At 44.6% G+C, this 26,283-nt stretch carries 29 protein-coding genes; 11 read left to right on the top strand and 18 right to left on the bottom strand.

Annotated elements, in window-relative coordinates; all coding sequences use genetic code 11:
• Positions 1-59 precede the first annotated feature (59 nt).
• Entirely contained in the window at positions 60-734 is a 675-nt protein-coding gene (locus ACE1OE_RS09435) for a hypothetical protein (protein ID WP_449210842.1), read from the top strand.
• An 88-nt stretch (positions 735-822) separates the two neighbouring features.
• Here ACE1OE_RS09435 and ACE1OE_RS09430 read toward each other — a convergent pair whose 3' ends face one another.
• Positions 823-1,587 (bottom strand): endonuclease, encoded by a 765-nt coding sequence (locus tag ACE1OE_RS09430; protein ID WP_449210841.1) that lies wholly within the window; start codon positions 1,585-1,587, stop codon positions 823-825.
• A gap of 197 nt (positions 1,588-1,784) precedes the next feature.
• Here ACE1OE_RS09430 and ACE1OE_RS09425 point away from each other — a divergent pair, with 197 nt between their 5' ends.
• Complete coding sequence (locus ACE1OE_RS09425; protein ID WP_372077617.1) at positions 1,785-2,354, top strand: DUF2959 domain-containing protein; 570 nt, start codon at positions 1,785-1,787, stop codon at positions 2,352-2,354.
• A gap of 116 nt (positions 2,355-2,470) precedes the next feature.
• Here ACE1OE_RS09425 and ACE1OE_RS09420 read toward each other — a convergent pair whose 3' ends face one another.
• Entirely contained in the window at positions 2,471-3,574 is a 1,104-nt protein-coding gene (locus ACE1OE_RS09420; RefSeq protein WP_449210840.1) for a carcinine hydrolase/isopenicillin-N N-acyltransferase family protein, read from the bottom strand.
• Between the two features lie 129 nt (positions 3,575-3,703).
• Between ACE1OE_RS09420 and ACE1OE_RS09415 the strand changes: the two genes are divergently transcribed.
• Entirely contained in the window at positions 3,704-4,126 is a 423-nt protein-coding gene (locus tag ACE1OE_RS09415; protein ID WP_449210839.1) for a helix-turn-helix domain-containing protein, read from the top strand.
• Between the two features lie 371 nt (positions 4,127-4,497).
• Here ACE1OE_RS09415 and ACE1OE_RS09410 read toward each other — a convergent pair whose 3' ends face one another.
• The 9 genes from ACE1OE_RS09410 to ACE1OE_RS09370 all read right to left on the bottom strand — a co-directional run bounded on the left by ACE1OE_RS09410 (position 4,498) and on the right by ACE1OE_RS09370 (position 13,820).
• Entirely contained in the window at positions 4,498-5,577 is a 1,080-nt protein-coding gene (locus ACE1OE_RS09410) for an aldose epimerase family protein (RefSeq protein ID WP_449210838.1), read from the bottom strand.
• A gap of 63 nt (positions 5,578-5,640) precedes the next feature.
• Positions 5,641-6,609, bottom strand: coding sequence for a D-2-hydroxyacid dehydrogenase (locus ACE1OE_RS09405; RefSeq protein ID WP_372060990.1), 969 nt, complete (start codon positions 6,607-6,609; stop codon positions 5,641-5,643).
• Positions 6,606-8,147: a tripartite tricarboxylate transporter permease gene (locus ACE1OE_RS09400; RefSeq protein ID WP_102468055.1), complete on the bottom strand. Its 1,542-nt coding sequence runs from the start codon at positions 8,145-8,147 to the stop codon at positions 6,606-6,608. Before ACE1OE_RS09400 ends, ACE1OE_RS09405 begins: the two co-directional genes overlap by 4 nt.
• A gap of 12 nt (positions 8,148-8,159) precedes the next feature.
• On the bottom strand, positions 8,160-9,065 hold the full coding sequence (locus ACE1OE_RS09395; protein WP_449210837.1) for a hypothetical protein: 906 nt from the start codon (positions 9,063-9,065) through the stop codon (positions 8,160-8,162).
• Between the two features lie 84 nt (positions 9,066-9,149).
• Positions 9,150-10,163: a Bug family tripartite tricarboxylate transporter substrate binding protein gene (locus ACE1OE_RS09390; protein ID WP_102468053.1), complete on the bottom strand. Its 1,014-nt coding sequence runs from the start codon at positions 10,161-10,163 to the stop codon at positions 9,150-9,152.
• 70 nt (positions 10,164-10,233) lie between these two features.
• A complete protein-coding gene (locus ACE1OE_RS09385; RefSeq protein ID WP_102468052.1) occupies positions 10,234-11,202 on the bottom strand; it encodes a sugar phosphate isomerase/epimerase family protein in 969 nt (322 codons plus the stop codon).
• Positions 11,203-11,303: 101 nt separating this feature from the next.
• On the bottom strand, positions 11,304-12,269 hold the full coding sequence (locus ACE1OE_RS09380) for a transketolase family protein (RefSeq protein WP_449210836.1): 966 nt from the start codon (positions 12,267-12,269) through the stop codon (positions 11,304-11,306).
• A 19-nt stretch (positions 12,270-12,288) separates the two neighbouring features.
• Entirely contained in the window at positions 12,289-13,113 is an 825-nt protein-coding gene (locus tag ACE1OE_RS09375; RefSeq protein ID WP_449210835.1) for a transketolase, read from the bottom strand.
• Between the two features lie 53 nt (positions 13,114-13,166).
• Positions 13,167-13,820 (bottom strand): GntR family transcriptional regulator, encoded by a 654-nt coding sequence (locus ACE1OE_RS09370; RefSeq protein WP_102468049.1) that lies wholly within the window; start codon positions 13,818-13,820, stop codon positions 13,167-13,169.
• Positions 13,821-14,220: 400 nt separating this feature from the next.
• On the opposite strand from ACE1OE_RS09370, the gene ACE1OE_RS09365 reads away from it, so the two are divergent.
• The 8 genes from ACE1OE_RS09365 (at position 14,221) to catB (ending at position 19,851) form a co-directional block, all read left to right on the top strand.
• On the top strand, positions 14,221-14,676 hold the full coding sequence (locus ACE1OE_RS09365) for an RpiB/LacA/LacB family sugar-phosphate isomerase (protein ID WP_449210834.1): 456 nt from the start codon (positions 14,221-14,223) through the stop codon (positions 14,674-14,676).
• 17 nt (positions 14,677-14,693) lie between these two features.
• Entirely contained in the window at positions 14,694-15,695 is a 1,002-nt protein-coding gene (locus ACE1OE_RS09360; protein ID WP_372061579.1) for a dihydroxyacetone kinase subunit DhaK, read from the top strand.
• 2 nt (positions 15,696-15,697) lie between these two features.
• Positions 15,698-16,333, top strand: a complete 636-nt coding sequence (gene dhaL, locus ACE1OE_RS09355) for a dihydroxyacetone kinase subunit DhaL (protein ID WP_102468046.1) — start codon at positions 15,698-15,700, stop codon at positions 16,331-16,333.
• A complete protein-coding gene (locus tag ACE1OE_RS09350) occupies positions 16,330-17,121 on the top strand; it encodes a triose-phosphate isomerase (RefSeq protein WP_372061578.1) in 792 nt (263 codons plus the stop codon). The genes dhaL and ACE1OE_RS09350 overlap by 4 nt, the downstream gene beginning before the upstream one ends.
• The gene (locus ACE1OE_RS09345) at positions 17,111-17,956 is read left to right on the top strand and encodes a sugar phosphate isomerase/epimerase family protein (protein ID WP_449210833.1); all 846 of its coding nucleotides are present in this window, start codon (positions 17,111-17,113) and stop codon (positions 17,954-17,956) included. Before ACE1OE_RS09350 ends, ACE1OE_RS09345 begins: the two co-directional genes overlap by 11 nt.
• 230 nt (positions 17,957-18,186) lie before the next feature.
• Entirely contained in the window at positions 18,187-18,633 is a 447-nt protein-coding gene (locus ACE1OE_RS09340) for a GNAT family N-acetyltransferase (protein WP_449210832.1), read from the top strand.
• Positions 18,634-18,717: 84 nt separating this feature from the next.
• Positions 18,718-19,176 carry an N-acetyltransferase family protein gene (locus tag ACE1OE_RS09335; protein WP_449210831.1) on the top strand — a complete coding sequence of 153 codons (459 nt, stop codon included), beginning with the start codon at positions 18,718-18,720 and terminating at the stop codon, positions 19,174-19,176.
• A gap of 30 nt (positions 19,177-19,206) precedes the next feature.
• On the top strand, positions 19,207-19,851 hold the full coding sequence (gene catB / locus ACE1OE_RS09330; protein ID WP_449210830.1) for a type B chloramphenicol O-acetyltransferase: 645 nt from the start codon (positions 19,207-19,209) through the stop codon (positions 19,849-19,851).
• Positions 19,852-19,882: 31 nt separating this feature from the next.
• Here the strand turns inward: catB and ACE1OE_RS09325 are convergent, their stop codons facing one another.
• The 7 genes from ACE1OE_RS09325 to ACE1OE_RS09295 form a co-directional block, all read right to left on the bottom strand.
• Positions 19,883-20,314 (bottom strand): hypothetical protein, encoded by a 432-nt coding sequence (locus ACE1OE_RS09325; RefSeq protein WP_449210829.1) that lies wholly within the window; start codon positions 20,312-20,314, stop codon positions 19,883-19,885.
• Between the two features lie 172 nt (positions 20,315-20,486).
• Positions 20,487-21,368, bottom strand: a complete 882-nt coding sequence (locus tag ACE1OE_RS09320; protein ID WP_372061572.1) for an L-ribulose-5-phosphate 3-epimerase — start codon at positions 21,366-21,368, stop codon at positions 20,487-20,489.
• 11 nt (positions 21,369-21,379) lie between these two features.
• Positions 21,380-22,027 carry a 3-keto-L-gulonate-6-phosphate decarboxylase UlaD gene (locus tag ACE1OE_RS09315; RefSeq protein WP_372061571.1) on the bottom strand — a complete coding sequence of 216 codons (648 nt, stop codon included), beginning with the start codon at positions 22,025-22,027 and terminating at the stop codon, positions 21,380-21,382.
• A 5-nt stretch (positions 22,028-22,032) separates the two neighbouring features.
• Positions 22,033-22,872, bottom strand: a complete 840-nt coding sequence (locus ACE1OE_RS09310) for a Cof-type HAD-IIB family hydrolase (protein ID WP_449210828.1) — start codon at positions 22,870-22,872, stop codon at positions 22,033-22,035.
• 109 nt (positions 22,873-22,981) lie between these two features.
• A complete protein-coding gene (locus tag ACE1OE_RS09305) occupies positions 22,982-23,680 on the bottom strand; it encodes an L-ribulose-5-phosphate 4-epimerase (protein WP_372061569.1) in 699 nt (232 codons plus the stop codon).
• A 9-nt stretch (positions 23,681-23,689) separates the two neighbouring features.
• Positions 23,690-24,151, bottom strand: coding sequence for a PTS sugar transporter subunit IIA (locus ACE1OE_RS09300; RefSeq protein WP_449210827.1), 462 nt, complete (start codon positions 24,149-24,151; stop codon positions 23,690-23,692).
• Between the two features lie 117 nt (positions 24,152-24,268).
• Positions 24,269-26,059 (bottom strand): PTS ascorbate-specific subunit IIBC, encoded by a 1,791-nt coding sequence (locus tag ACE1OE_RS09295; RefSeq protein WP_449210826.1) that lies wholly within the window; start codon positions 26,057-26,059, stop codon positions 24,269-24,271.
• Positions 26,060-26,283: the final 224 nt, after the last annotated feature.

The following is a 26,283-nucleotide window of genomic DNA, read 5'->3' as shown; positions in this document are numbered from 1 at the left end:
TACCGAAATGAATCCTATAAATAAAATCACAGAAATATAAGCATAAAGAGAGTAAGTTCATGAAACTAATTAATAAAATCGTATCTAGTATTACCGTATTCGTGCTTCTTCCTAACGTCGCGATGGCGCAAGATTATGGTGTTGAATTGCAATGGAATACCCAAGACATCTATCAAGTGCTCGAAAAGATGCCAGAGCAAAAACAGGCATTTAAACAGTTTATCGATAATGGTCGGGTGAAAGATATGTTTGTTACCGACAGCCAAGTTGGCGATAAAGCGACGCAGCTATTACGGTTTGTCATGGAAGGTGACAGTGAAGCGGATATTCGAACCACGTTGGCAGGACTGCCACTTTACAAAGCAAATCTTGTGACGATAAGTCACGTCCAACCCTTGGGTTCAAAGTGGTTAGACTCAACGCCGCAAGATAATCATTACGGCCTGACACTGACCTGGAAATCGGGGATTGAACCGATGGAGATAGACCGAGTCTTAAGCATTGATCTACAACGTGTTATTGCATTAAATCAGGTTGGGTCGGTATCTTCATCTTACATTAATACACAAACCGTTATGTCGAATGTCGTACGTCCGGTGTACCTAGTTTCAGTGTTAGCAAAAGATGCCGCTCAAGCATTAGAAATGAGCCATCAGTTTGAGGCGATTCGCCTTGGGTACGCCGATGTTGAGGTTATGCACCTTGGAAGAAAGCTAGATATGACGCAGCTTTAGAAAGATAAATACTTAAGTTAGAAAGCTAGATAGTAACGTTAGGAACGTAAACATTCACGTTAGAAACTTAACCACTAACGTTAGATGTTTAAACGCCAATTTTAGGGCAGCTTGGCCCCAGCGGGCAGCTGCCACAATTTGGTACCTTGTTGCAAAACTGCTGTCCGTGCTCAACAATGAGTCCGTGATAATAAGCGTATCGTTTTGTATCAGTATCAGTATCAGTATCAGTATCAGTATCGGCATCAGTGCTAGTGCCAGTGTGGACTCTCACATCTGCCTCACAATTAATAGGCGTTACGCTAGTGACGGAGAGAGCGCTCTCCATTAGCAGCCGAAAGGCTTCATACCCGCGTGGTACTGTGATGCCGTTTCTTGACACAATTCTTCTCGCGTAAGCATCAATCACAAATGAAGGTTTGCCGATGGCATATACAAGTATGACATCGGCGGTTTCACCGCCCACGCCTTTAATATCCAGTAATTCCCCCCTCAAGGTCGTCAACGCTTGGGCTCGGGCTCGTTTCATGTCGTAGCCATACTGGGCATACCATTGAGTAAGGGCTTTGAGTTTCAGTGCTTTCTGGTTGTAATAACCACTGGAGCGAATTTTGTTTGCCAGTTCTTCAAGAGGTAAGCTTGCCACATAGGCAGGTGTCAGGTCATGGCCCAAGTTGTGAAGCGCCTTTTCGGCATTTTTCCACGTCGTATTTTGTACGAGTACCGAGCCAACCATGATGTCATAAGGCTGAGGGGTTGCCCACCAGTCAAACCAACCGTAATGGTGCTCTAGGGTTTGGAAAACCTGCTGAATGGCCGGGATTTGATGTGCGTGGTTTATAGAGTCATGCATAGTGATCCAATGTGGCGTGTTATTAAGACAATAGCGAAAAAGTGAGGTCGTATCTTGAAAGTTAGTCTAATGAGTCGTTATAGTGATAAAGGATGTTAACTAATTGTAATGGATGATACATAAACATGCGTTGTTTACTTATTGCGGCACTGTCTTTGACAACTCTCGTCGGCTGCCAGTCGGCCTATTATTCGGCAATGGAACAGGTAGGTTATCATAAACGCGATATCATGATTGACCGCGTAGAAGACGCCAAAGAATCACAAGTTGACGCTCAAGAAGAGTTTACTAGTGCATTGGAGGCAGTATCAGCGTTGTCTGGGTTTGATGGAGGAGACTTAGAGTCGGTCTACAAAGAGATCGACGAGAAGTATCAAGACAGCGAGAAAGCGGCCAATGATGTACGCGCCCGAATTACGGCGGTGGAAGATGTCTCTGATGCCTTGTTTGAAGAGTGGAAAAAGGAGCTCGAACTCTATTCGAGCGCCAAATTACGACGCTCAAGTGAACAAAAATTGCGTGAAACTCAATCGTCTTACCAAGTGATGATTAAGGCCATGAAACGTGCAGAAGCAAAAATGACACCGGTTCTTGATACCCTCAGAGACAATACACTGTATTTAAAACATAACCTTAACGCTAGTGCGATTGGGTCGCTGCAGGGAGAGCTGATCAGTCTAGAAAAAGACATTCAATTGGCGATTGAGCAAATGAACGCCGCCATTAGCGAGTCAGACAAATTTATTGGTCAACTTAATAAAAATTAGTGGTTACCCATTGATGTTGATGAACAAGACGTGACGATGAAGATTGCGTTTCATCGCCACTTTGCTTAATCAAATAAACGGTCAATCCCTATAACCTATTATTTAGCGGTCGTGTCTCAATCTAAACACACTTTAGTATACTCACTGAAACGTGGGTTATCCCCCGATACATACGCACAGCCATTCTTCACATCAAACACCATGGCTTCAACGGTCACAAAATCTTTATCGTTATATTTCGTGAGATTGATTGGACGTTGATTAAACAGATATTGCATCCCTTCAACGCTCAACTCTTGCGAATAATCCAAAAATAGATTGGCGGCATCTTCGCGGGCAAACGTGTCAAAGAACGCTGCATTCATCTCGTACTCGGTTTCTAACTGGCTCATCTGTTGGCGAAAGTCTTGGTTATGGTTGGCATGGGCGACACCACGCTCACCTCGAATGACGTTCATGCCGTCAGCACTGATCTCGATTGCGGCGCTCGCGCCTTTATCATCGACCACCGTGAAGTTTAGCGCCACAATTGTGCTGTAGGGTTTCAGCATATTGATGACGTCTTCCACACGCTCTTGTTGCACGGCAGCCGCGAAAATCGCGTCATGAGTCACTAGGTTATCGGCGTCGATGCCACTTTTTCCTGATGGTTCACCAAGGAAGTTAAGAACGATACCGACATGACGTCCCATGCCTTGAAAGTGTGCGCCATCGGCTACCACAAATAGACTATCATCGGTTTTTACTAGAGTGGTGTGGTCGGTCAGTGCCGAGAGTGACAAGTCATTGGTCTGACCAACGATACCATTATTGAACGCGACCGTGGTACAGCCTGAAATCGTGTCAGCCGTACCTTTTTTTATGCTTTCATTCACGACCCAATCCGTATTGACGGCGGCAGCAAACAAGGTCGCCACAGACACGCCTTTTAACTTGGCTTGGGCTTCCATCATTTTGGTGTATTCAGGTGCGAGTTTACGGTTATTGTTAATCGCACGCTCAGCGGCTTCGATAACGATTGGGTTTGGTGACAGTCTCTCCATTTCGGATAAGGCTTTCGCCAGTTGTTGATCAGACTGACCAGACATATCAAGTACCAGCGCCCCCGATTGAACCGCTTCCCGCTCTCCAGAAAAATAAGGGAGGTTGTCGCCAGCTGTATTGGCGTAGGTGGCGAAAGATGCGCTGGCAATCAAAAGTGATAAAAGTGTTGTTTTCATGTGGGATACCTCAGTTATTGGATGGTTTAATGCGATTTACGCGGCATATTCATTGTCGATGGCTTTAAGTTAACGGTTTGGCAGTCTAAAATCTGGACATGTTAATGATGATAATTTGGTATTTTGGACATGGAACTGGATTCAGACGGTTATGAGTTTTTTGGATTTTCGGATCCTGAATTGCGCGGAATGCTCATCGAGCGAATTGAATTTGCATTAGCCGCGGCAAAATGGAGTCGTGTTGATCTTGCGAAGAAGTCGGGTTTACCTAAAAGCAGTGTCTATGCCAAGCTCAATCGAGAACTCACTAGCGAGCTGACGTTTTCGGATTTGTGTGCGATAGCCAAGGCATTGGATGTCAGCCTATTACAGCTATTGCCAACCACAGAAATGGAACGAAAAGCCGCAGGAAGACCGGTTGCCAAGGGGAGCACACTCAAGAAATTGGATGATCTCCTAAGCCGCCCTGAAGAAGAGTTTGAACTGGTGTATCAGCTCGACTTGGTGATTCGAAATTACATGGCGCGCCAAACGAACTCGGATGACGAGTAACGCGTCTTCGGTTGATTTTTGGGTGCAGTAATGTGTTAGTGCCACCGTTATGTAGGCGTTACCGTTGGAAACGGTCCACGTAACTTAGCGATATTGAGTTAGCGGTTTATTTGGGTTGAGCAAAATAGTCGGAAACTAAAGGTAGAGCAACATTGCCCAAAAAGTATTGTTGGCAGGCGGTGTTTGAAACCAGGTGCTATTTTGTTCATATTCTTGATGTGAAGTCTGGACGAGATTGGTATCAAAAAGTATTTCCTAAAGTGGTACTTAGACTTTTAACTAAAATTGAAAAAGTAAGGCGTTTAGAGGAAAAGTTAGCTAGCCGAGTCAATTTTAAGTCCCATTACCAATCTTTGTCATCGCTGTATCAATTATGGCAAAGTAGAAAAGTCATAAACAATAGTATGATTATAAGGCACACTTGGAGATACAATCGATGTTGGAAACTGAGCAAGGTTTACTGAATTGACATACCCCTTAGGTTCAATGCACACCCCAGAAAATTTTCCATAGATAACCCCTTTTTTTCCCTGTACCTTGTGAAGGTTATGCCCATTATAAAAGTGAACGGTTTGCTCATTAGACAAGACGTTCAAGGTCAGTTCCTGAGTACGTAACTTGGCGATGTTTCGTATCGTATTATTTGTGGCTAGGGTATAAGAGTCGTTGATATCAATATTTCTGTCTATGCTTTTCGATAGCTTCTCTCCAGTGGAGAAATCAAAGATTGAGTCAGCGATCGACATAATGTTTCCATTCGGAATACGGTCGTGTTTTTGTTGAAGCACGCTTTGCGATGGCAGTGTTAACAAATGATTTCTCACATCTGTCGATTCATGTCCATTGAGATTAAAGTAACTGTGTGCAGTTAGGCTTATTGGGGATGCAGCGTCGGCGGTTGCATCGATGGTAAGCGTTAATGTGTTGTTTGTTTCACGCTTCTCTGCTCCCTGGTGTTCTGAAGTCGAAGGGGACGATGTTAAGGTGTAGGTTGCCGTTAAAAGCAAATTACCATGAAAGCCTTCTTCCCCATCGCCATCTTTCAGGGTGAAGGTAGCTGAAACAAAGTCAGCAGTTTCAGCGGTTTCTTCTAGTGTCCAAACTCGGTGGTGGTAACCAAACCGACCACCATGTACACAGTGTCTTCCGTCGTAGGCATTGCCATTAACTGAAATATCTTGCTCGTTAAACCGAAACTTAGCATTCTCAATTCTATTGGCAACACGACCAATGATAGCGCCCATGTAGTGGCTATCATTCGCGTATTGTTGCACAGTGTCATAACCGAGAACGACGTCTACCCGCTGACCGTTACGAATAGGGACCAAAAGATTCTTGATTATCCCCCCAAGGGTTAATAGTGACACAGACATTCCTGTTGCCGATGTCAACGTCACCTCGTTAACTTCTTGGTTGTAAAAAAAACCAAAATGGTTAATTTCTATTGTCATATTCGTCATCCTGCCGGTCGTCGCATTTGTAATAGTGGTAGCCGCTATATCGGTTAGAGCTCTTTAGCGATTGACAACGTTGCTTGGTACTCCTTCAATAAAGTGTTTTATATTGTCTGCGACCATATTCATTATCCGTATTCGAGCATCTAATGTAGCCCAAGCAATATGCGGGGTGATCACGCAGTTTTTTGCGGTTAATAATGGATTGTTTTCTGCTGGAGGTTCTTGCCACAAGGTATCCAGAGCGGCGCCGTATATATCACCTTGGTTAAGCGCTATAGCAAGGTCACTTTCGTTGACCAGTTGCCCTCTTGAGGTATTCACCAATATGGCATTGGGTTTCATTAGCGCCAAACTTTTTTGGTTGATAAGGTTTTCAGTAGCGGGAAGTGCTGGGCAGTGCAGCGAAACAATATCTGAGCTCTCTAGTAGGCGCTCTAGTGGCACTATTTCGTGTCCGTAGTTTGGTTGAGATTTACAGTAGTCATCATGGGCTAGTACCGTCATACCGAAGGCCGACGCGATGGCGCCGACGCGTTGGCCTATGTTGCCAAACCCTATGATGCCGATGGTTTTTCCCGCTAATTCAAGTTGTGGGGACAGCCAATATGTCCAATCGTTGTTTCGACTCCAACCTAGGTTTTCTTTTACGTCATTGCTTATTGATGCCACATTGCGAGCAAACTGAAAAATGTGTGCAAACACCATCTCAGCAACGGTATCAGTGCCATAAACTGGCACATTCATGACCGGAATTCCGCGCTGCTTTGCATAACGGGTATCAACCACGTTGTAACCCGTCGCGAGAACAGCAATACACTCTAATTCAGGGCAAGCCTCTATCACTTCTTGAGTTATAGGGGTCTTATTGGTCAGTAAAATATTTGCGGTGCGCGCGCGTTCGATAACTTGCTCAACACCATTTGTGCTTCTATCGTAACTACGAAACGAGCCTAGGGATGCTATTGGTTGCCATGGGTTATCGCCGGGGTTTAGGGTATAGCCATCCAAACATACTATTGTTTTCATGATGCTTCCTTATGAGATGGTAATCGATTCTTCAATGAGTTAAATAGTGAGCGTATTGCACGGTTAACCGCGGGGATCTGACTACAAATAATCATCACAATGACACAAACCAATATAAAGGAGATTGGACGCTCAATTAATGGCATCAAGCTACCGCCGGTTGTTTTTAACCCAGTACGTAATGATGTGTCTGCCATTGGGCCTAATATCACACCGATAACCAGTGGTGCGATAGGTACTTTTAGCTTAATGAAAAAGTAAGAAATAATACCGATGATACCCATTAAATAGAGATTAAACACACGCATACCCAACGCAAATGAACCGATAACACAAAGCACCGCGATCAATGGCATAAACAAGGTCTGTGGGATACGAAGGATATGGATAACTTGTTTAGACAAAATCATGCCGCACACCCACATTGCAATCGCGGCAGCAAACAAGATTGCGGTCACTTCTGGAATGAACGATGGGTTGGTTTTCAGCAACATAGGGCCTGGAGCGACGTTATGGAGCATCAAGGCGCCAAGTAGCATCACTGCTGGTGGCGACCCCGGAATACCAAGGCTTAACAGTGGGATCATAGCGCCACCCACACAGGCCTGGTTCGCCGTCGAGGTTGATATCACACCTTCAGGCGCACCTTTACCAAATGTCTCGGGTCTTTTACTGGTTTTACGAGCAATCCCATAGGCAACCCATGCCGCTATATCTTCTCCAATGCCCGGTACAGCGCCAATACCGACCCCGGTCAAAGCAGAGGCGATGATATTTCTTGTATTACTAAACATTGTTTTGAAGTCAGGCAGTAATCGACCTATTGACTTGGCATTCATCGACCCCATCTTCATCTTAGACTCAAGCACTGACATGATTTGTGGTATTCCAAATGCGCCAATGAGTACCGGGACAACATCAATACCATTGTCGAGCTCATGTATCCCCATCGTGAAGCGCGGATACATCTGCATATGATCCTGGCCAATCGTCGATAACCAAATGCCAAACAACCCTGCAATCCAACCTTTGATAGCAAGCTCTGGAGAAGTTAGGCTGCCAGAAATCAAAATACCGAAAAGGGCGAGTAAAAAGTATTCATAGGAAGTAAATTGCAGCGCTGCTTTCGCGATAACTGGTGAGAGTAAGGCGACAAAAACCATACCAATAGCAGAGCCGATTAGTGACGAGGTGGTTGCTAAACCAAACGCTCGTCCTGCTTGACCTTTTTGTGCCATTGGATAGCCATCCATTGCAGTGGCGGCGGAGGCGGCTGTTCCGGGAATATTAAGTAAAATGGAGGTATACATTCCACCATACACACCGCCAACATAGATAGACAATAACGCCAGTAGAGCGGTTTGATTATCTAATCCATAGGTAAGGGTAGTAAGCAATGCCACCCCTAATGTCGCCGTTAAGCCAGGCATGGCACCAAAAATAATGCCTAAGAATGTACTGCCAACAAGAATGAGTATTAACAGTGGTGACGTGAAAATATGCCAAAACATACTTCCAAAAGTAGAGAGAATATCCATGTTCCTTCCCTATTAGAATGCGTCTTCAAGTAATTGCATGTCTTCATCTGACAACTGCAATTCTTCAGTGTGTTTTGTGGGTGCCAAGTAGGTGTAGTACGTTTGATTAAATATTTGTTCAACGACTAAACCTTCGTTTGGCAAGGGCACTAATAAGAAGTATCTGAAGATAGGACACAAAACGGCAGGAAAGACAAAACTGATAATCAACAGTCGTCTTACTTTTTCTGTCACCTCAGAGCCGTATTCTTTGGCCACCTGATAAAGGTAACCGCACATGACACCACCACTTATTACGAGTACCAAGTCAGTGGTATAGGCGTAATAAGCGTTAAGATACGCGGAAGCACCGGAGCCAAATAGCGCAATAGAAATTACGACCGTTGCGCCATAGATTTTTAGTAATTGTTTAGTCACTTGCTCGATGTCGAGATAATACAGACCAATATAAAACGTCAGGAATATCGCTGACGCTAAGAAGAAGTCATACCAAGTAATTAGTACATAAATGTAAGTAAGAATACCCCCACCAGAAATGAGGAAACCAGTCGGGTTAATATTCTTGTAGTGCTTAATTAATAATGCTTTTCCTTGTTCTTTTTTACTTTTTACGAACACCGATAGCCCGGCAGCAAATAAAGAACAACCAATAAAGAGTGGCAATAGTCCAGGAGATTCATACCACTCGGTAGTGACACCGCCAACCGTCCCCGAAAAAGGCATTGTGAGTGAGTTGGCAACCACCATCAATGCAAATATCATGACGACTAAAGAAAAAGCAAAGTCCCAGCCGTGCATCTGTTGTTGTTCAAGTGTTTCTTGGTCTTGTTCTCCATGACCTGTACTCTCCTCGTTTGTTGATAGCTCGTTCTGAGAAGACGGTTCACATTGAGAAGAAAGTTCGTTATGAGAAGACATCGTTGCCCCCAACAGCAAGTCAAAAATTGAAAGATAGCGGCCAACCGCCCTGCGACTGGCCGCTATATACGCTCAGATTTTGCATTATTCAGGTTTTGGAATACCCAGTGACTCAGGGTTGATTTTCGCCGCTTCAAGATCCCACAACGTCCAGCTAAATAACGACTCAAGTCGTGCCATACGTTGATTCGCTTTCTTGCCAAATTCGCCTAAGAGTTCGTAATGATTTTCGCTGGCGTAGGTTAAGACTTCATCGCTTTGCATTGCACTCGCGAAGGCTTTAGCCACCGTTTTCTTGATCTCGATAGGTGTTTCTTTCTTCATGGCAAACCCAATTGCCTGAGAAATCGGTAGGTATTCTTGCAGTGTCGGGTAGATTTCTAGTCCAGATGGAATAGTAATGTCACCCACTGTAAAAGGTTTTTCTGTAAGTGTCGCAAGTGCTTTAAAGTCACCGGATTGAATCAGTTGGTTTTGCTCTGCTACTGAGGTGATAACCACATCAACCTCACCGCTGAGCGCTGCATTTTGACTTCGTGAAGAACCTGGGAATGGGATAAAGTTCATCTTGCCACCAATACCCTTTTCAAAGGCAAGGTAGTTGATGTGGTGAAGCGAACCAGAGGATCCCGCACCTACTCGAACTTTACCTGGGTTTTCTTTAACGTGAGCGACGAGTTCTTCAATAGTGTTGATAGAAGAGTTTTTAGAAACAGAGATCACGTCTGGAGAACTCGCGACGATAAAATAGTCGAATACGTCCATTCGATTGTTCCACCCACCCATCACTGCCGCAGCAACGTTGGACTCAGACAAGCCAACTAGTGTATAGCCATCTGCGTCAGAGTTGTATCCTTCGAGTAGTCCAACAGAACCAGAAACACCACCAGGTTTGTTGATGACATTAATATTCGTACCTAGGTATTTTGCCATAGAGGCGGTTGCGACACGGTTGATAACATCAGTACCACCACCGGCAGACCAAGTGACTACGTCGGTGATATTTCGGGTTGGGTAACGGTCATCCGCGTGTGAAAATGATGTCGTTAGGGTAAGTGCAGCGGCTAAAACACTTGTAAGTAGAGTTTTTGTTTTCATTAGTTTCACCTTTGTTAATGCAGCGCTTAATCTAGAGCCAAGCTTTCGCTGCTGATTACGTAAACTGGGGTTAGATCTTTAGGAAGTAAGTTTCAAGATCGGCCCAGATATCCATGTATTCTTGTTTTCTTAAGGTCTCGCCAAAACTCTCCATACCAATCGCGTCAATGCGATCTGATATGCGATTCGTTACTCGGATATTTGCTTCAAACATCTTTACCATATCCCAACGAGTCGGAGAGGTATCTGATGTAAGCCAACCTTGATAATTAAACTTTTTCAAATAATAAATAAATTCAATGTATTGCATTAAACTGCGACTTCCGCAGAAATAGTCCCAATCCCACTTACCATCATTATCATTGATGTGTATGTAGTACTTCATGTCGAGAGAGTTGAGTAATGCAAGCTCTTCCGCGGGGTTGTTATCACCATAAAGTGAGTGACCATAATCAAGTGTGACACCAATATTCGGGTTTCCAATATCGTTGATTAAACAGATGGTTTTCGCAGCATCATCAAGGTAACAACGACCACGAATCTCATTCGGCTTGTATTCAATAAACAATGGAATGTGTGGTTTATAATCGCCAGCTTCACCAAATGTTTCGCACAAACGCTGCCATGTTTCGACGTAATCGGCTTGAAATGAGAATTCATAGCCATCGCTAAGTGGGCAACACTGTACCTTGTCGGCCCCCACTTCTTCTGCGTAGTCCTTGGCTTGTTTAATAAAGCTTACTGCGCGGTCTCGGACCGCTTTATCTGGAGAGGTAAGCCCCCCAGAAAGAAACTCTTTTTCCACCTTCACATTGACGTTTATACAAGCAACCTTTACCTCATATTTAGCAAGGAGTAGCTTAAGTTCAGTCAAGTTGTCATAGTTGACTTCATAGGGGTAAACCAGTTCTGCTCCAGTCATTCCGTCGATAGTGCGAAGTGTTTGCATTTTTTGCTCCAACGACTTGGGGTCGTTGTATTCAGAGAACCGATCTCGGGTTTGGCCGAGAAACGGTGTTATTACGGCGTGCTTAAACATAAATCTCCCTAGGCATTTGCCTGTGCTTCTAAACTAAGCAATACGTTACTTGTAAACTGATGATTAAATTACCTTTAACCTAATCATATGGTGCCTATCCGCTATGTGGTCGGTTGTTTGGACACCAACATCGTGCTGGCACAATCAATAATATGTTTTGACGATAGGCCGTACTTATCTAATAAGAGTGGGTATGCACCTGACTCCGCAAATGTGTCGTTTAAGCCAATGTGGTCAAATTGAGCGTGAATCTGTTCCTTGGCCATGCGAGTTGCAATGTCATACGCCATGCCGTTGCGTTTTTGGTGACCCTCAGCAATGATGACCTTGCCAGTTTTTTTAATAGATTGGCGTATTGTGTGCCAATCAAGAGGCTTGACGCTGTAGGCGTCGATGACTTCAACGTTGACACCTGCCTGGTGAAGTTCATTAGCCGCTTCTAGCGCTTGGAAAAGGATGTCGCCGTAGGAAACGATAGTAAGGTCATTGCCATGCATTAAGGTGTGGCTTCCACCACACTTGAACGTAGTGGTGTCGTCATACAGTTCGTAATACGCATCACGCATCAAGCGACAGTAAACAGGGCCTTGGGTTTCCAGCGTAACGTCAAAGAGCGCTCGGGTTGATGCACTATCACAAGGGGCAAAAATGTGCATGTTAGGCAGCGAAGACATGAACGCCATGTCTTCGGAGGCTTGGTGAGTCACGCCGTCAATCGCAGCAGTCGTGCCGCTATGTGATGACATCAATTTGACGTTGAGATTAGGGTAGCAAACGAAACTTCGAACGCTTTCCAGTGCTCTCATTGTTAGGAACACACCATATCCAGCGACGACGACAGGTCGACCGTTCGCTGCCATGCCTGCAGCCGATGCCATCATACCGAACTCAGCAATGCCCATTTGAAAGTATCGATTGGGGTACTTTTCATTAAACAAATAAGAATTGGTTGAATAGCCAATATCGGCCTCAAAAACGGCAAAATCTTGGTTTATCTCCCCGTACTCAACCATTCTTTCTGCAAAGGCTAATCGAGTAGGCTTAGAGGATTTGGTTACGTTAATCATTGAGTTTTCCTCGTGGTTATTACGCGACAAGCTCAGCACGAGCAGCGTGGAATTCTTGGTCACTAGGGGCCTTACCATGCCAATTGCGAACATCTTCCATAAAACTTACCCCTTTTCCTTTGACGGTGTTCGCCACGATACACGTGGGCTTGCCTTTAAAGGCGCGAGCAGAATCCAGAGCCTGCAAAATTTGTTCAATGTTGTGCCCATCAATTGTGATAACGTGCCAACCAAAAGAAAGAAACTTATCTTCAATGCTAAGCAATGGCATGATTTCGTCGCTTGTTCCGTCCATTTGCAGGTTGTTTTTATCAACAAAGTACACGAGGTTGTCGAGTTGATGTTTGGCTGCCGCCATCGTGGTTTCCCAAACCACACCCTCATTGAGTTCGCCATCACCAAGCACCGAGTAAACGCGGCGGCCGTCTTGCGCCATTTTGCCTTCCAGGGCCATACCTGTTGCTGCTGCGCAACCATGACCTAAAGAGCCGGTTGTAATATCAACGCCTGGGGTACTTTTCATATCGGGATGACCTTGCAACACGCTATTGATTTGTCTTAGTGTCGCGAGGTGTTCTTTGTCAAAGAAACCAAGTCGAGACAAGCAGGAATACCAAACAGGGCAGGCGTGGCCTTTGGATAAAACAAAGCGATCTCGGTTGCTCTTTCTTGGATTCATTGGGTCGAGATTCTGCATCTCATTAAAATACAAAGTTGTGACTATTTCTGCGGCTGAAAAAGAACCACCAATATGTCCTGATTGAGCTTTGTAAACCATGTCAAGAATATCAATGCGTACTTCTTTTGCTAATTGATAAAGTTCATGGACACTTAATTTGGGCATAAGTGTACCTCCTCTATTAGGATTAAAATTTAAATGTAATAATTAGTATGTGTCTAATTATCTAAAAAATGATAATTATCTAAGAACTCAATAAATTGTTTGGAAATTTGTTCCCAGTGTATCAAGTGCATTTCTCTTGCTTCATTTATATTTCTAGATTCCAAGTTGTCGATCAGCTTGTTGTGTTCAATGATCGAATCCCATGGTAGTGGTCTAAGCTTTATAACGATATCCTTGCATCGTTTATTTTGTTCGTTATATTTTCTAGCAGTTTCAATTAGTCTTGAGTTTTTAGTGAACTGAAATATTTGATCATGAAATGCAAAATCATGAATGGCCCATTGCTGTATATCATTTTGGTCCAGAGCTTCAGCCATTTTATAAGTATAGTCTCGTAATATATCTAACTGTTCACTTGTTAGCCCATTTGACATGCAGATATCGAGTGCTATTACTTCAAGATGAGCGATTAACTCGTAAAGCTCTTCTACGTCACGTCTTGACAAGGCGCATATCTTTAGGCCATGTCTAGGGTGCAATGTAATCAAACCATCTTGTTGTAACCGGAGCAGAGCTTCACGGACAGGCGTTCTACTAAAACCACAGATCTCGACCGCTTCATCAACGAGAAGTTGTTGATTTATTCGAAATTTGTTCTCAAGTATCATGCACTTAAGTTTATTATATGCCTGCTCAGATAACTTCATAATTTGCTTTTTCTCTCCTTGTGAATGCAAGTTAGTAATTGGTGTTAACTAATTTACTACCGCATCCAATAACAAATTTATTAAAACATCCGTTAATTGCTATTGAGTATAAAATAACCATCGTATCTCAAACGCGATCTGAGTCACGCAAATAGACTAAATATAATGTATTTCAATAAGCTATTAAGGTACAAAAAAAGAATATTATTTTTTTAAAAAAGGTAGTAAGTATTCAAGATTAGATTATAAATATACTTTTAAAGTTTAATAATGTACTTAAATAATTAAAAATAAGTTAATAAATTCTTTGTGACTAAACTCAAATATATAGTTGATAAAATGAAGTACCTTTTATTGTGTTTTGTAAGTTAAATTGATTTTTTCAATTTCGGAGGTCTATATGGTTATTGCAATAGGTTGTGATGATGCTGCGGTTAATTTAAAGGTGGAATTGTGCAAGCATTTAGAAATTCTTGGTTATAAATATATTGATTACAGTCAATCACCGTCAGGAGGTACGAATTTATATGCGGATGTTGCTGAGAGGGTTGCGCAAAAAATAGTAGATAATACCCATGAGCGCGGGATTATTATTTGTGGTACTGGAATCGGCGTATCAATTGTAGCAAATAAAGTTCCGGGCATTAGAGCTGCGCTTTGCCATGATGTTTTTTCCGCCACGCGGGCACGAAAAAGTAACGGTGCTCAAATTATTACAATGGGCGAGCGCGTTATTGGTGTTGAGTTGGCGAAAACGGTCCTTGATGCATGGCTGGAAGCTGAAGATATTGACGAGGCATCTAAACCCAAAGTTCAGCGGATCTGCGACATCGAAGCCGAATTGCTAGCACATTAACGTTTAAGGATCATCAAATGAGAAAGCCTAAGAAGTTAATTAATAATAGAAACGACGTTGCTAGGGAGCAGTTTGATGGCTTCATCGCAGCGACACAATTCGATCTTGAGCCGGTGGGTCACTATACCTGTGCAATAAGAAAATCGCCCATTGAGAACAAAGTCGCTGTGCTGACGGGAGGAGGCGCAGGTCATGAACCTATGTATGGCGGGTACGTTGGTGAAGGTTTAGCTGACGCCGTCGCCGTTGGTGATGTTTTTGCCGCGCCCACACCTGATGCCATCTTCGAAACCGCTAAGGCGTTGAACCCTGCCAACGGAGTCGTTTTTGTTTATGGAAACTATGCTGGCGACAATATGAACTTTGATATCGCCGCAGAGCTACTCGAAGATGAAGGGATAAACAGCCATACCATTCGTATTAACGACGATGTTATTTCTGCTTGCAAGGAAAACGAGCAAGAGAGAAGAGGCATCGCCGGCGCTTTGTTTGTATTAAAAATAGCAGGTGCATCAGCAACAAGAGGCGATAGCTTTGAGCATGTCGTTGCTATGACTGAAAAAGCAAGACAAAACACGAGTTCAATTGGTGTGGCATTGGGTCCTTGCGCTATACCTCGCAATGACGATTTTAATTTCCATATCGCAGACGATCAAATTGAAATTGGTATGGGGCTGCATGGTGAGCCGGGTGTGGGAAAGACACCGCTAGTATCCGCCGACACTGTTGTAACTCAAGTCATGGACACGCTTTTTACTGAAGCTGGTTTGGCCGAAGGTGATGAAGTGGCCTTACTTATCAACAATTTAGGAGCCTCCACTCAAATGGAGCTACTTATTGCTAATCGCGCTGTGCATCACTACTTATCGCAGCGTGGCGTGGCGGTGTTCGATAATCTAATTGGCAGTTACTGTACATCCTTGGAGATGTCAGGGTGGTCAATCTCAGTTTTAAAACTCGATTCGGAACTTAAAGCACTCTATCAAGCGCCTTGTCAATCACTCGCACTAAGGAGATAACGATGAACAGTGTTGAATTAAAACAAATGTTGAAGTACATGTCTCAGCAATTGGTGAAAAGTGAACCTTTGTTAACGCGTGTCGACCAAGCTATTGGTGATGGTGACCACGGGCTTGGCATTGAGCGTGGTTTTCAAAATACTTATGATTACCTTGAACAAGGTTTTGAAGCTAATGATGTTGGCACTGTGTTTTCAAAAGTTGGTACTAAGCTATTGACCACTATGGGCGGGGCATCTGGTGCCATCTTTGGTACCTTATTCCGTAATGGAGGCAAAGCGGTCGTTGGAGAAACGGAGCTCACAACGAAGGTCCTAGCGACGTTTTTAGCAGTAGGGTTGGCTGGCATAAAGCAAAGAGGAGGGGCGGATGAAGGCGCGAAAACTATGATAGACGCCCTTGCTCCTGCGGCGAGAAAAGCCCAAGAACTAAGTGATCTTCCTCTGGAACAGGCACTTCCCTCAATTGTACAGGCAGCGCAGCAAGGAGTTGAAGATACCAAAGATATGATCGCGACCACGGGCAAAGCAAAAACTCTTGGCGAACGCTCACTAGGTTATCCGGATCCGGGGGCTATCTCGATGTCTTTGATGTTGCAGTTTATGGATGACTACATCGAAGAGGGAGCCACCGTATGAAAAAAGTCTGGTTGGGCTCTAGCTGGAAAATGAACAAAACGGGCAAAGAGATCGAGCACTATTGTCGTGAGGTAAAACCGGCGCTGCTAACATCAGACTTGCCTATACAGACCTTTTTGATTCCACCATTTCCCTACGTGGAACAAGTGACGCGTTTCATGTCTGAAACACCTTGCCTTACCGGTGTACAAAACATCGGATGGGCAGAATGTGGGGCGTATACCGGAGAGGTGTCTGCAGCGATGGCCAAAGACATCGGTGCAACGCTGGTTGAGATCGGCCATTCGGAACGCCGTCAATGGTTTGGGGAAACCGACGATACCGTGAACCAAAAAGTGCGCTTGGCATTAAAGAGCGGACTTAAGCCACTTGTTTGTGTTGGTGACACGCTAGAAGAGAAACAGTGGGGCGTCTCTAAAGAGTCCATTATTCGTCAGGTTAAGATTGCGCTTTATCAAGTTTCAGGCGCGCAAGCGTCTAACCTTCTTATCGCCTATGAGCCCGTTTGGGCTATCGGTGATACGGGTATTCCAGCGACGACACAGCAAGCGGAGGAAGGCATTGCAGCAATAAGGTCAGCGTTAGTTGAACTTTATGGCAGCGAGTTGGCATCACAAATGGTGTTGCTCTATGGAGGCAGCGTTAATCAAGAAAACGCCCGTTCTCTCATTAATCAACCTAACATCGACGGGCTATTTGTTGGGCGGGCAGCATGGACACCAGAAGGGTACCTCGCACTGGTAACCATCGTGAGCGAGCAGGTAAAAGGAGAGGAATATGCATTATGATTTCTCTATTAGTACGGTGGCCTATGCGGGGTATGACCTTGATCAAGCTCTTGATTCGATAGCGAACATTGGGGTTAGAAACATTGAACTGGCCTTCATTCAAGGCGCAGTTTATGACTTACTTGAAGGTGACCTCTCACCTGAGATGGCTAAGCGGATTAGAGAACTGTTGGCAAACAAACAGATGAGATGTACATCACTGGCAGCACATTGTGAGTTGAATTTAGATAATTGCGCTGAGCGACTTCTTAAGCGTGTTCAGTTCTGCGCAGAATTACCGTGTCCAAGGCTTATCTTATACGCGCCCCGAGATGCGAGCTTGAGGCAATTCCAAGAGGCTGCAAAACAAGCATTTGATTTAGCGCGGCTATCAGGAATCAAGATACTACTCGAAAACGTCGGTGACACTCAGCCTTATGTGCTTAACGATGCAGATGATGGTAAATCGATTGTCGTAGAGTGGGGGGCGGAGGGGATGGGCATAAACTTTGACCCTGGTAACTTCCTATCTCATCGGCCCAATTTAGACGTGTTAGAGCATGCCGTTAAGAGCTTGGACTTTGCCGAGCATATTCATCTGAAAGATCTAACTCAACGCAATAACGTTTGGTGTTGTTGCGAGCTGGGTGAAGGCAGTGGAAGGTACAAAGAGCTTTTACAATTTGCCAAACAGCAGCAGAGCATTCCATTCTTTAGTATTGAATCGCCTTATGCGTTAGAGCGTTTGACTTGTGGGTCTACAAGACTCAAGTCTAAAGCCGACCTGTTATCGCTAAAGGAAATAGAAGCGAGGTTGTCTAAATCAGTGCGCTTTATTAAGCAGCAATTGTTATAAGTAGACTCTCAGTCGATTAGGAGGTAAGTACTGGGTTAAGCGCTGCTTAGCCCTCTTTGTTTAGTATTTGATAGCTGCCAATGTGTCAAATAGAGCCACACTTAAGAGTCGTTTGTACTCGCAGCATTAATTATGCGGACTGTTATAATCGATTAAAAAACGGGTCTCGGTGATATTTTTACCTTAGATCATAGATTAGCAGAGCTAAGCGCTACATGTCCGGATATGAAATGAACTATATTGAAGTCAAAAGTAATGACATCCCGTTGGATCTGCTCCTCGAAGCCGACCCTTCTGAAGCGAGCATCTTATCGTATCTGTCTGATTCATGGTGTTTTGTTGCATCTGATAACGGACGAATCATTGCGGCTTGTGTGGTGAAGCCGCAAAGTTGTACGCTTGCTGAAATCTATAACGTTTCCGTCTATCCAGTGTATCAAGGTCAGGGTGTTGGCTCTGAGCTGCTTGCGTTTGTGCTATCTCAGTTATCAAACAAAGGGATAAATCGCGTCGAGCTGGGCACGGGTACGTTTGGTTACCAGCTAACCTATTATCAGCGTCTTGGCTTTCGTGTTGAGTCTGTGGTTAAAGACTACTTTCTACGCCACTATTCCGAGCCTATTTATGAAAACGGTATCCAGCATCAAGATAGTCTTAGGCTCTATAAGTTACTTTAATGAAAAGCAGTATCAGGAAGTTAAGGCGGATTATTTCGTTTAATGGCAACTGCATTCGTTATGCACTAGGAAAGGAAAAGCAACATGGCAAACATTAGAAAAGCTCAACGATCGGATTTAGCGTCTATCCAACAATTAGCGAGAGACACGATTAATACCTGTTACCGCTCGTTTTTAGGTGACGAAGGGGTGGATTGGTTTATTAACAGTGGTGAGTCAGACAAAGAAGTTGAGAAACAATTATTGAATTGTGTCGTCTTAGAATCGAACGATACTGTCCAAGGCTATTGCGCGTTTGAACACGATTTTGTTCATATTCTGATGGTTTCGCCTCAAATTCAACGGTCAGGGTTTGGTGCTATGCTCCTTGGTTATGTGGAACACGAAATGTCTTTACTTGGCCACTCACACTACCGCCTTGAGACATTTCAGAACAATGAACAAGCCATCCAGTTCTATCTAAAAAATGGTTGGTCAATCGACAAAGAAGAGAAATACGAAGCGTTTGGGTTTGTGCGTAGTTACTTAAGCAAGCGCGCATAATAACGTTGTAAGCAGACAAGAGGCATTAACTTGGACAACTATTTTGAAAGCCCTTTTGTGGGCAAACCACTGAAGGATCAAGTGACGAACCCCAACATTATTGTGGGAGAGCACAGCTACTATTCCGGTTATTACCACAATCATAGCTTCGACGATTGCGCGCGCTATTTACTTGCAGATAGAACGGATATTGATAAGTTGATTATCGGAAGCTACTGCTCAATCGGCTCTGGTGCGGTGTTTATGATGGCGGGAAATCAAGGGCATCAAAATAATTGGGTAAGTACCTTTCCATTCTTTTATCAAGACAACGAAAATTCTGCTGACGCGAAAGATGGCTTTGAGCGTTCCGGTGATACCGTCATTGGTAATGATGTTTGGATTGGCACTGAAGCGATGATTATGAGTGGTGTGTCCGTTGGAGATGGGGCCATTATTGCGAGCCGCGCTGTCGTGACTAAAGATGTCGCACCATACTCAATTGTGGGCTCTAACCCCGCGAAGCACATACGTTACCGATTCACGGACGCTGAGATATCTCAACTTTTAGAGATGAAATGGTGGGCGTGGAGTGAAGAACAAATTAAGGGCGCAATGCGCTTAATGTGCTCTTCTAATATCGAGGGTCTTTATGATTACTGGAAAACGGTAGTGTGTGTACAACACTCGATTTAAACCATCAACCACCAGAGACTAACGACTAACGCTATTGCGAGTTTTTCACTTGAACAAACTTGCAGTAGTTGTTCACAACCCCGTCGATGTGTACCACGCCACAGTGAATGTTGTGGCTACGGTTACCCACCACCTGATACTCAACGACGGTTGCGTTATCGGCAACTCTCATCAGCAATACGCCATCCACGACCTTCCACTGTCCAACGAGACTTTTTTCAGAAAATAGGTTTTTTTCGGTCAATGTGCCGTTGGGTTTTAATTCGATGTGTGTGCTGGAGCCATCTTCATCAACCTTGACCCAAGACTGTAGATTGACCTCAAAACTCATGATTTTTTTACGGTTGTTAATCCACTGAGTGAATTCATCTTCCAATCTTTTAGGGAGGTCAGGTATGCCGTTTACTTCAAGCATGATGCCATGTTTTTCACGCCAAAATAGTTGAAAATAAAGTGATTTCATACGTAACTGCTCGTAGGAGAATTTAGGGGCTTCACTCTGAGGCTTTGATATAGCGTTGTCAATAGGTGACAAAAAGCAGCACCGAGAAAAGTGCTGCTTTGGAGGAGTGGTGTTACTGAATTAAATGAAAATAATGCCAATAACGCCTGGCCTTAAACGCGCGTTCGAACCGTTATTGGTTAAATAATAACGGTAATTGAGCATGGCAGCAGGCTTCATTGAGGCGAACCTGTGCTTGCTGAATATTAGTGCGCCATTGGTCATCTTTGGCCCACATCTCTATGACCAGTGGGACCACGCATTGTGTTGTTTTTAGCGTGTCAAAAATGGCATTGAAATCAACCTCACCCTCACCAATAACGAGATCTCGAAACTGGCCTTGATAAGTTGGGGTGACCTTATAGGTGTCTTTTAGGTGGATTTGTACAATATGCGGCACGCTCAAGGCAAGCTCAGTGCAAATGTCATAATTCCAGCCTGAAATGTTCCCCACGTCGGGGTAGGCGGTAAAATACGGAGAATTGATCTCCCTATTCAATATTTCAAATTTACTGAGTGAGTTGAGGTAGTCGGTATCCATAATCTCTACGGCCAGCATCACTCCAGCCCGTTCCGCCATCTTCGCCGCTAACTTCATTCCATCAATGAAGCGTTGGTGCGTTTCTTGGTTAGCCGGTTCATAGTAAACATCGTAACCCGCTAGTTGAATCGTTCGGATGCCCAATTTGTAGGCCAGCGTGATGGCTTTTTCCATGTGAACCGCCGCTTCTTGGCGAATGGCCGCGTCGGCGGAACCAAATGGAAACTTGCGATGCGCGCTTAAGCACATGGATTGCAACGGCAGAGCGTTGTCTTCACACAACCGCCTTAACTCATAGATGGTCTTATCATCCCAATCCAACCGGCTGCGTCTTTCATCGGACTCGTCCACAGAGATTTCTAGAAAATCAAAGCCTAGGCTTTTGGTTTCTTTGAGTTTCTGTTCCCATGAGAAATGATCGGGCAATGCCTTTTCATATAACCCCACACGGTGTCGTTGCAACATCTCAAACATGCAGTCTTCTCCTAGTTCCAGAAACGGTCGATTTGTGTGCGTAGCGCTTCAGCCGTTTCTTTGCCTTTGTCGCCAGCCAGTGCACGGCCTGCGATAAATGTCTTGGCTTTAATGCCTTCAAATAGGTACAAGTCTTCTGGCACAATGCCGCCGGTAATAGACAGCTCGATACCAAGCTCAGAGAGCTGACGCATTTTCACGAGGTCTTCTTCTGTCCAGCCTACGCCTGCCAATTCCGCATCACGAGAGCGGTGATAGATGGCCTGGCTAATGCCTAGGTCAACCCAAGCTTGTGCGTCTTGCATGGTCCAATTACCATAGATTTCAATCTGAATTTCACCATTCAGTTCATCCGCAACCTTCTTACAGGCGCCAATAGTGGCGATGTGTGCGGCCGCAGAGACAGTAATCCAGTCAGCACCAGCTTCGAAGGCCATTTTAGCGAGAATCGCGCCGCCATCCGTGGTTTTCATGTCACAGACTAAGATATGGTCTGGGTGGTTAGCTCGCAGTGTTTTGACCGAATTCATGCCTTCAGCAAATGCGAGAATGGTACCGACTTCGATGACGTCAACAAAGCTTTCGACGTTTTTCGCAACAGCGATAGCCGATTTAAGGTCTGTTTGGTCTAGGGCGATCTGGATCATTGGTTTAGTCATCTTACTTATCCTTTAATTTTTTCACGAATGAGACGGGCGAGTCCGTCATTGTTGTTATCAGTGAGGCAGGTTACTTGGGCGTTAGATTTGACCGTATCGTCGGCATTTTCCATCGCAACCCCAAGGCCTGCATACTTAAGCATTGAAATATCATTATGGTTATCACCGACAGCCATTACTTGTGAGGCGTCGTAACCCAGTTGTTCAACATAGTCTGCAAGACATGCGCCCTTATTATTGCCCTTGGCGGCGAAATCAATTCTATTTGACCAAGAGCGCTCACCATTAAAGCGCTGCTGTATCCAAGGGTGGTCGGAGAGGCGTTGCACTGAGCTTGGCTCTCCCTCGACGACAAACTTCCAGACATAATCCGTTTTCTCAACGAGCGCATTGAACGAGTCAATTTGGCGGATCTGAGGTTGCTTGTCTTTGGGGTATTGCTTCGCCCAGGCTTCCAGTGCTTGCATATAATGAATAGGGCTTTTCTTGCTGTACGTCATTTCATTAGTGACGTACATGACCAACGCCATTTGAAACTCAGTGGCCAGCTCAATAAATTGCAACGCGTCGTCTTTGCTTATTGCATGGTGTTCAAGGACCTGATCGGTGTGGTAGTCATACACGTAGGTTCCGTTGCAGCAAATGATGGGGGTGGTTAAACCGAGTTCATCATAATAAGGCTTTGCTGCAGTATGGTGGCGACCCGTCACGATGACGACATGACAGACCTTTTGCGCCTCGTGAATCGCGAGTTTAACCGCTGGGTGAATCGTGTGGTCATCGGTCAATACTGTGCCATCCAAGTCGAGAGCAAGGACTTTGCATTCAGGTTCTCCTGGATTCATAACGTCTCCTAGATTCTTAACGCCTTCTAGATGTATTCACGTCTTTTAGAGACATCGATTCAGCTAGTAATTCGGTTTGTTAGGTGTATTCGAGCGTGTTTCGGTTTGGTTACCCTTGGCCGTAATACGCGTTTTCACCGTGCTTTCGGAGATAATGCTTATCGGACAGCTCTGGCTGAATCTTGATGCCACTATTCAGTGAACGAGTGGCCAGCGCCATCGCCGCGACCTCTTCTAGTACAACGGCATTGTGTACCGCGTCAGTGGCGTTGGTTCCCCACGAAAACGGGGCATGCCCAGCGACGATAACACTTGGTATCGACATTGCTTTAATGCGGCGATTTTGAAACTCTTCAATGATGACAAGGCCGGTGTTTTTCTCGTATTCACCAGCAATCTCTTGGCTAGATAGATTGCGTGTACAAGGAATATCGCCATAAAAATAATCGGCGTGAGTTGTGCCGAGTGCCGGAATATCAATCCCAGCTTGCGCCCAAATGGTCGCGCTTCTTGAGTGCGTGTGTACCACGCCGCCAATTTGAGGAAAGGCATGGTATAACTCAATATGAGTGGCGGTATCACTCGATGGGTTTAATGCCCCTTCTAATGTGTTGCCTTCTAGGTCAATAACAACGATGTCTTCTACTGACATGTCATCGTATTCCACGCCAGATGGTTTAATCGCAATAACACCGAGTTCTCGGTCAATCTCTGACACATTTCCCCACGTGAAGGTGACTAAACCGTATTTTGGAAGCTGTAGGTTAGCGTCCAACACTCGTTGCTTTAATGCTTGATAGTGTGACATAACGTCTCCTTAATCTGCGGCTGCGAGCGCCGCATCAATCAACTGAGCCACATCATCGGCCGTTTTACAGGCGCGAAGTTTAGAAAAATCTTCGTCGAATTCGATAAGGTTCGCGACTTGCATGGTGCCTTCAATATGCTCGTCGGAGTCTTTGCCTGCTAAGGTAATCAATACGTCAACGGGATCGTCAACACCATCAAACGTAATGGGGGTTTCCAGTACTGTGAGTGCGAATCCTGTTTTAATGACGCCGTCTTCAGGGCGACAGTGTGGCAGTGCGAATGCATCGTGAATACAGATGTATGGGCCTTCGGTTTGTATCGCCGTGATGATGGCGTCGTAGTAACGTGCTTCTGCGATACCGGCTTTAACGAGGGCATCGGTCCCTAGCTTGATAGCGGCTTCCCAATCGTTGGCTTTTGCATTCAAGATGATGGAATTATTTTGAAGTAAAGATTCTTTTAAGTTCATTGCTTGCCTCACTTAGACAGAGTATTTATTGACTCGGAGACGGTGTCTCCGAGTCTTTTTTTATTATGGTTAGAACATGATCGTTAATCGTTATTTTGTAGCGTTTCGTATTGTCATTTATTTGTGGAAGTTGTTTTCAATAATTGAAACCAGCTCGTCACCAAAGGTTTTCACCATGATCATATTCTTCACGGCTAGTTGCTGTTTGCCTTCTGGTAGACCGGTAACCTTTTCTGCCAAAGCTACAGAGGTCACGATGATGTCAAACGAGCCTAGGTGTGATTTGTAATCGGTGATCGCGCTGTTGAAGGTCGAGCTCGGGATGCCTCTTTTATCTAGGTACTCTTTAATCTTTTTCGAACACATCATTGATGAGCCTTGACCAGAGCCGCAGCACACGAGGACACGAACGGGTTTTTGTGTCGCATTACCGCTGGCTTGTGGAGCGTCGGCGGTAGCGGTAGATTGAGCCGGTGCAGCGACCTCAATTTCGATGCCTTCAGGTGTAACCGCTGTGACGGTTTCCATCGCATCTTCTTCAGCACGTAGTGTTTTAGAAGCGAAATACATGTATACGCCAGACAGTGCCACGATAACGAAGAAGAACAAGCTAGAGCTAGAGATACCTTGCATGATAGGTGGGAAGATTAATGCCCAGTCAGCCATGCCCATCCAGCCGTTAAACTCAGTGCCAGATTGAGCGAAGATGTTGATTGCCCATGCTGAACCGACGACTTCGATAATCCCCATGACGAAACAAATCTTCATGACCGCTTTCCAGCCACCAAAGTGGTTAGCAAAGACACCAATGGTCGCGTTTGAGAAGAACATTGGGATAAAGCCTGGGATGATCATGATTGGCGCGTCAAACGCTAACATGGCTAGTACAGCGGTAAACTGACCAACTGCGCCCCACATGAAACCAAATACCATTGCGTTTGGTGAGTAGGCATAAATTGCTGCACAGTCAATCGCGAGTACTGCATTAGGGATCAGGCGTTGTGAAATACCGTTGAATGCTTCGGACAGCTCGGCAACGAACATACGCACGCCGGTGACGATAACTTGAATCGCAACCGCGAATTTCAAGCCAGTTTCAAAGATATAGATAAACCAGTGAGTTTTTCCTGCCATGTCTTGAAGATTATCAAGGCCAAAAGAAAGCAGAATAATACCGAAGAAACCCGTCATAACTAACGTTGTTGCTGCGATGCTATCGTGGAAAATGTGTAGCCATTTAGGCAGTTTCACATGGTCAACGCTGTCGTTTTTATCACCGAGTTTCGGTGCGACTTTGGTGGCAATCCAAGAAGCGAACTGTTGCTGGTGACCAATAGAGAAACCGGCACCGCCCGTGACTTCTTGGGTCGGCTTAAACATGATGTTGGACGAGATACCCCAGTACAATGCCATTAGGATTGCTGAGTAAATGATCGTTTCCCACATGCTTGCGCCAAGCACAAAGTAGAACACTGCAATCAGACCCGCTTGCTGGAACATAATGTGTCCCGTCAGCATGATGGTGCGAATGCCCGTATAGCGGCGGAAGGCCACCAGTAGAATATTCAGTCCAAGTGCGAGAAGAACGGCATAGCCTACCCATGAATAGTTGTCACCCATGGTCTCCATCGTTGCCATCATGGAGGTATACGGGTCAATAACTGAGCCCGTTAGTCCATGGATTTCGCTCATTTTTTCAATAACAGGTTTGAAGCCAGCGACCAGTGTACCCGCGCCGACTTGCACAATCATGAAACCAACGATGGTTTTGATTGAGCCAGAAATAATGGTTGTTGCGTCTCGTTTTAAAAGAATGTACCCAAGACAAGTAACGAGACCGAGTAGCAGTGGTGCCTTGGTCATTACTTGACTGTAAAAAATATAGAAGATGTCGTATAAGAACTCCATATCTTTACCCTTATATAATTTGTAGTTTTAATGATTTGTAGGATGTATTGCTATCTTGTTTTGCTCACGGGATAAACTTTAACAATCATAAGTAATCATTCAATGCTCATTTGTGACTATTTTGATTTATATCAATTATTGACGTTGTGAATGCGCTCAATTGGGGAGTTGATCACGATATTTTGTACATTTTCAATTAAAACAATGGCTTATAAAATTGTGTG

The organism is Vibrio sp. E150_011, assembly GCF_053544015.1.
This window is presented reverse-complemented; position numbering and strand designations above follow the sequence as displayed.

Excerpts from the sequence above, each read along its gene's own strand:
- ACE1OE_RS09435 (WP_449210842.1), top strand. The coding sequence starts at position 60 with ATGAAACTAATTAATAAAATCGTATCTAGTATTACCGTATTCGTGCTT.
- ACE1OE_RS09430 (WP_449210841.1), bottom strand. The coding sequence starts at position 1,587 with ATGCATGACTCTATAAACCACGCACATCAAATCCCGGCCATTCAGCAG.
- ACE1OE_RS09425 (WP_372077617.1), top strand. The coding sequence starts at position 1,785 with ATGGAACAGGTAGGTTATCATAAACGCGATATCATGATTGACCGCGTA.
- ACE1OE_RS09420 (WP_449210840.1), bottom strand. The coding sequence starts at position 3,574 with ATGAAAACAACACTTTTATCACTTTTGATTGCCAGCGCATCTTTCGCC.
- ACE1OE_RS09415 (WP_449210839.1), top strand. The coding sequence starts at position 3,704 with ATGGAACTGGATTCAGACGGTTATGAGTTTTTTGGATTTTCGGATCCT.
- ACE1OE_RS09410 (WP_449210838.1), bottom strand. The coding sequence starts at position 5,577 with ATGACAATAGAAATTAACCATTTTGGTTTTTTTTACAACCAAGAAGTT.
- ACE1OE_RS09405 (WP_372060990.1), bottom strand. The coding sequence starts at position 6,609 with ATGAAAACAATAGTATGTTTGGATGGCTATACCCTAAACCCCGGCGAT.
- ACE1OE_RS09400 (WP_102468055.1), bottom strand. The coding sequence starts at position 8,147 with ATGGATATTCTCTCTACTTTTGGAAGTATGTTTTGGCATATTTTCACG.
- ACE1OE_RS09395 (WP_449210837.1), bottom strand. The coding sequence starts at position 9,065 with ATGTCTTCTCATAACGAACTTTCTTCTCAATGTGAACCGTCTTCTCAG.
- ACE1OE_RS09390 (WP_102468053.1), bottom strand. The coding sequence starts at position 10,163 with ATGAAAACAAAAACTCTACTTACAAGTGTTTTAGCCGCTGCACTTACC.
- ACE1OE_RS09385 (WP_102468052.1), bottom strand. The coding sequence starts at position 11,202 with ATGTTTAAGCACGCCGTAATAACACCGTTTCTCGGCCAAACCCGAGAT.
- ACE1OE_RS09380 (WP_449210836.1), bottom strand. The coding sequence starts at position 12,269 with ATGATTAACGTAACCAAATCCTCTAAGCCTACTCGATTAGCCTTTGCA.
- ACE1OE_RS09375 (WP_449210835.1), bottom strand. The coding sequence starts at position 13,113 with ATGCCCAAATTAAGTGTCCATGAACTTTATCAATTAGCAAAAGAAGTA.
- ACE1OE_RS09370 (WP_102468049.1), bottom strand. The coding sequence starts at position 13,820 with ATGAAGTTATCTGAGCAGGCATATAATAAACTTAAGTGCATGATACTT.
- ACE1OE_RS09365 (WP_449210834.1), top strand. The coding sequence starts at position 14,221 with ATGGTTATTGCAATAGGTTGTGATGATGCTGCGGTTAATTTAAAGGTG.
- ACE1OE_RS09360 (WP_372061579.1), top strand. The coding sequence starts at position 14,694 with ATGAGAAAGCCTAAGAAGTTAATTAATAATAGAAACGACGTTGCTAGG.
- dhaL (WP_102468046.1), top strand. The coding sequence starts at position 15,698 with ATGAACAGTGTTGAATTAAAACAAATGTTGAAGTACATGTCTCAGCAA.
- ACE1OE_RS09350 (WP_372061578.1), top strand. The coding sequence starts at position 16,330 with ATGAAAAAAGTCTGGTTGGGCTCTAGCTGGAAAATGAACAAAACGGGC.
- ACE1OE_RS09345 (WP_449210833.1), top strand. The coding sequence starts at position 17,111 with ATGCATTATGATTTCTCTATTAGTACGGTGGCCTATGCGGGGTATGAC.
- ACE1OE_RS09340 (WP_449210832.1), top strand. The coding sequence starts at position 18,187 with ATGAACTATATTGAAGTCAAAAGTAATGACATCCCGTTGGATCTGCTC.
- ACE1OE_RS09335 (WP_449210831.1), top strand. The coding sequence starts at position 18,718 with ATGGCAAACATTAGAAAAGCTCAACGATCGGATTTAGCGTCTATCCAA.
- ACE1OE_RS09325 (WP_449210829.1), bottom strand. The coding sequence starts at position 20,314 with ATGAAATCACTTTATTTTCAACTATTTTGGCGTGAAAAACATGGCATC.
- ACE1OE_RS09320 (WP_372061572.1), bottom strand. The coding sequence starts at position 21,368 with ATGTTTGAGATGTTGCAACGACACCGTGTGGGGTTATATGAAAAGGCA.
- ACE1OE_RS09315 (WP_372061571.1), bottom strand. The coding sequence starts at position 22,027 with ATGACTAAACCAATGATCCAGATCGCCCTAGACCAAACAGACCTTAAA.
- ACE1OE_RS09310 (WP_449210828.1), bottom strand. The coding sequence starts at position 22,872 with ATGAATCCAGGAGAACCTGAATGCAAAGTCCTTGCTCTCGACTTGGAT.
- ACE1OE_RS09305 (WP_372061569.1), bottom strand. The coding sequence starts at position 23,680 with ATGTCACACTATCAAGCATTAAAGCAACGAGTGTTGGACGCTAACCTA.
- ACE1OE_RS09300 (WP_449210827.1), bottom strand. The coding sequence starts at position 24,151 with ATGAACTTAAAAGAATCTTTACTTCAAAATAATTCCATCATCTTGAAT.
- ACE1OE_RS09295 (WP_449210826.1), bottom strand. The coding sequence starts at position 26,059 with ATGGAGTTCTTATACGACATCTTCTATATTTTTTACAGTCAAGTAATG.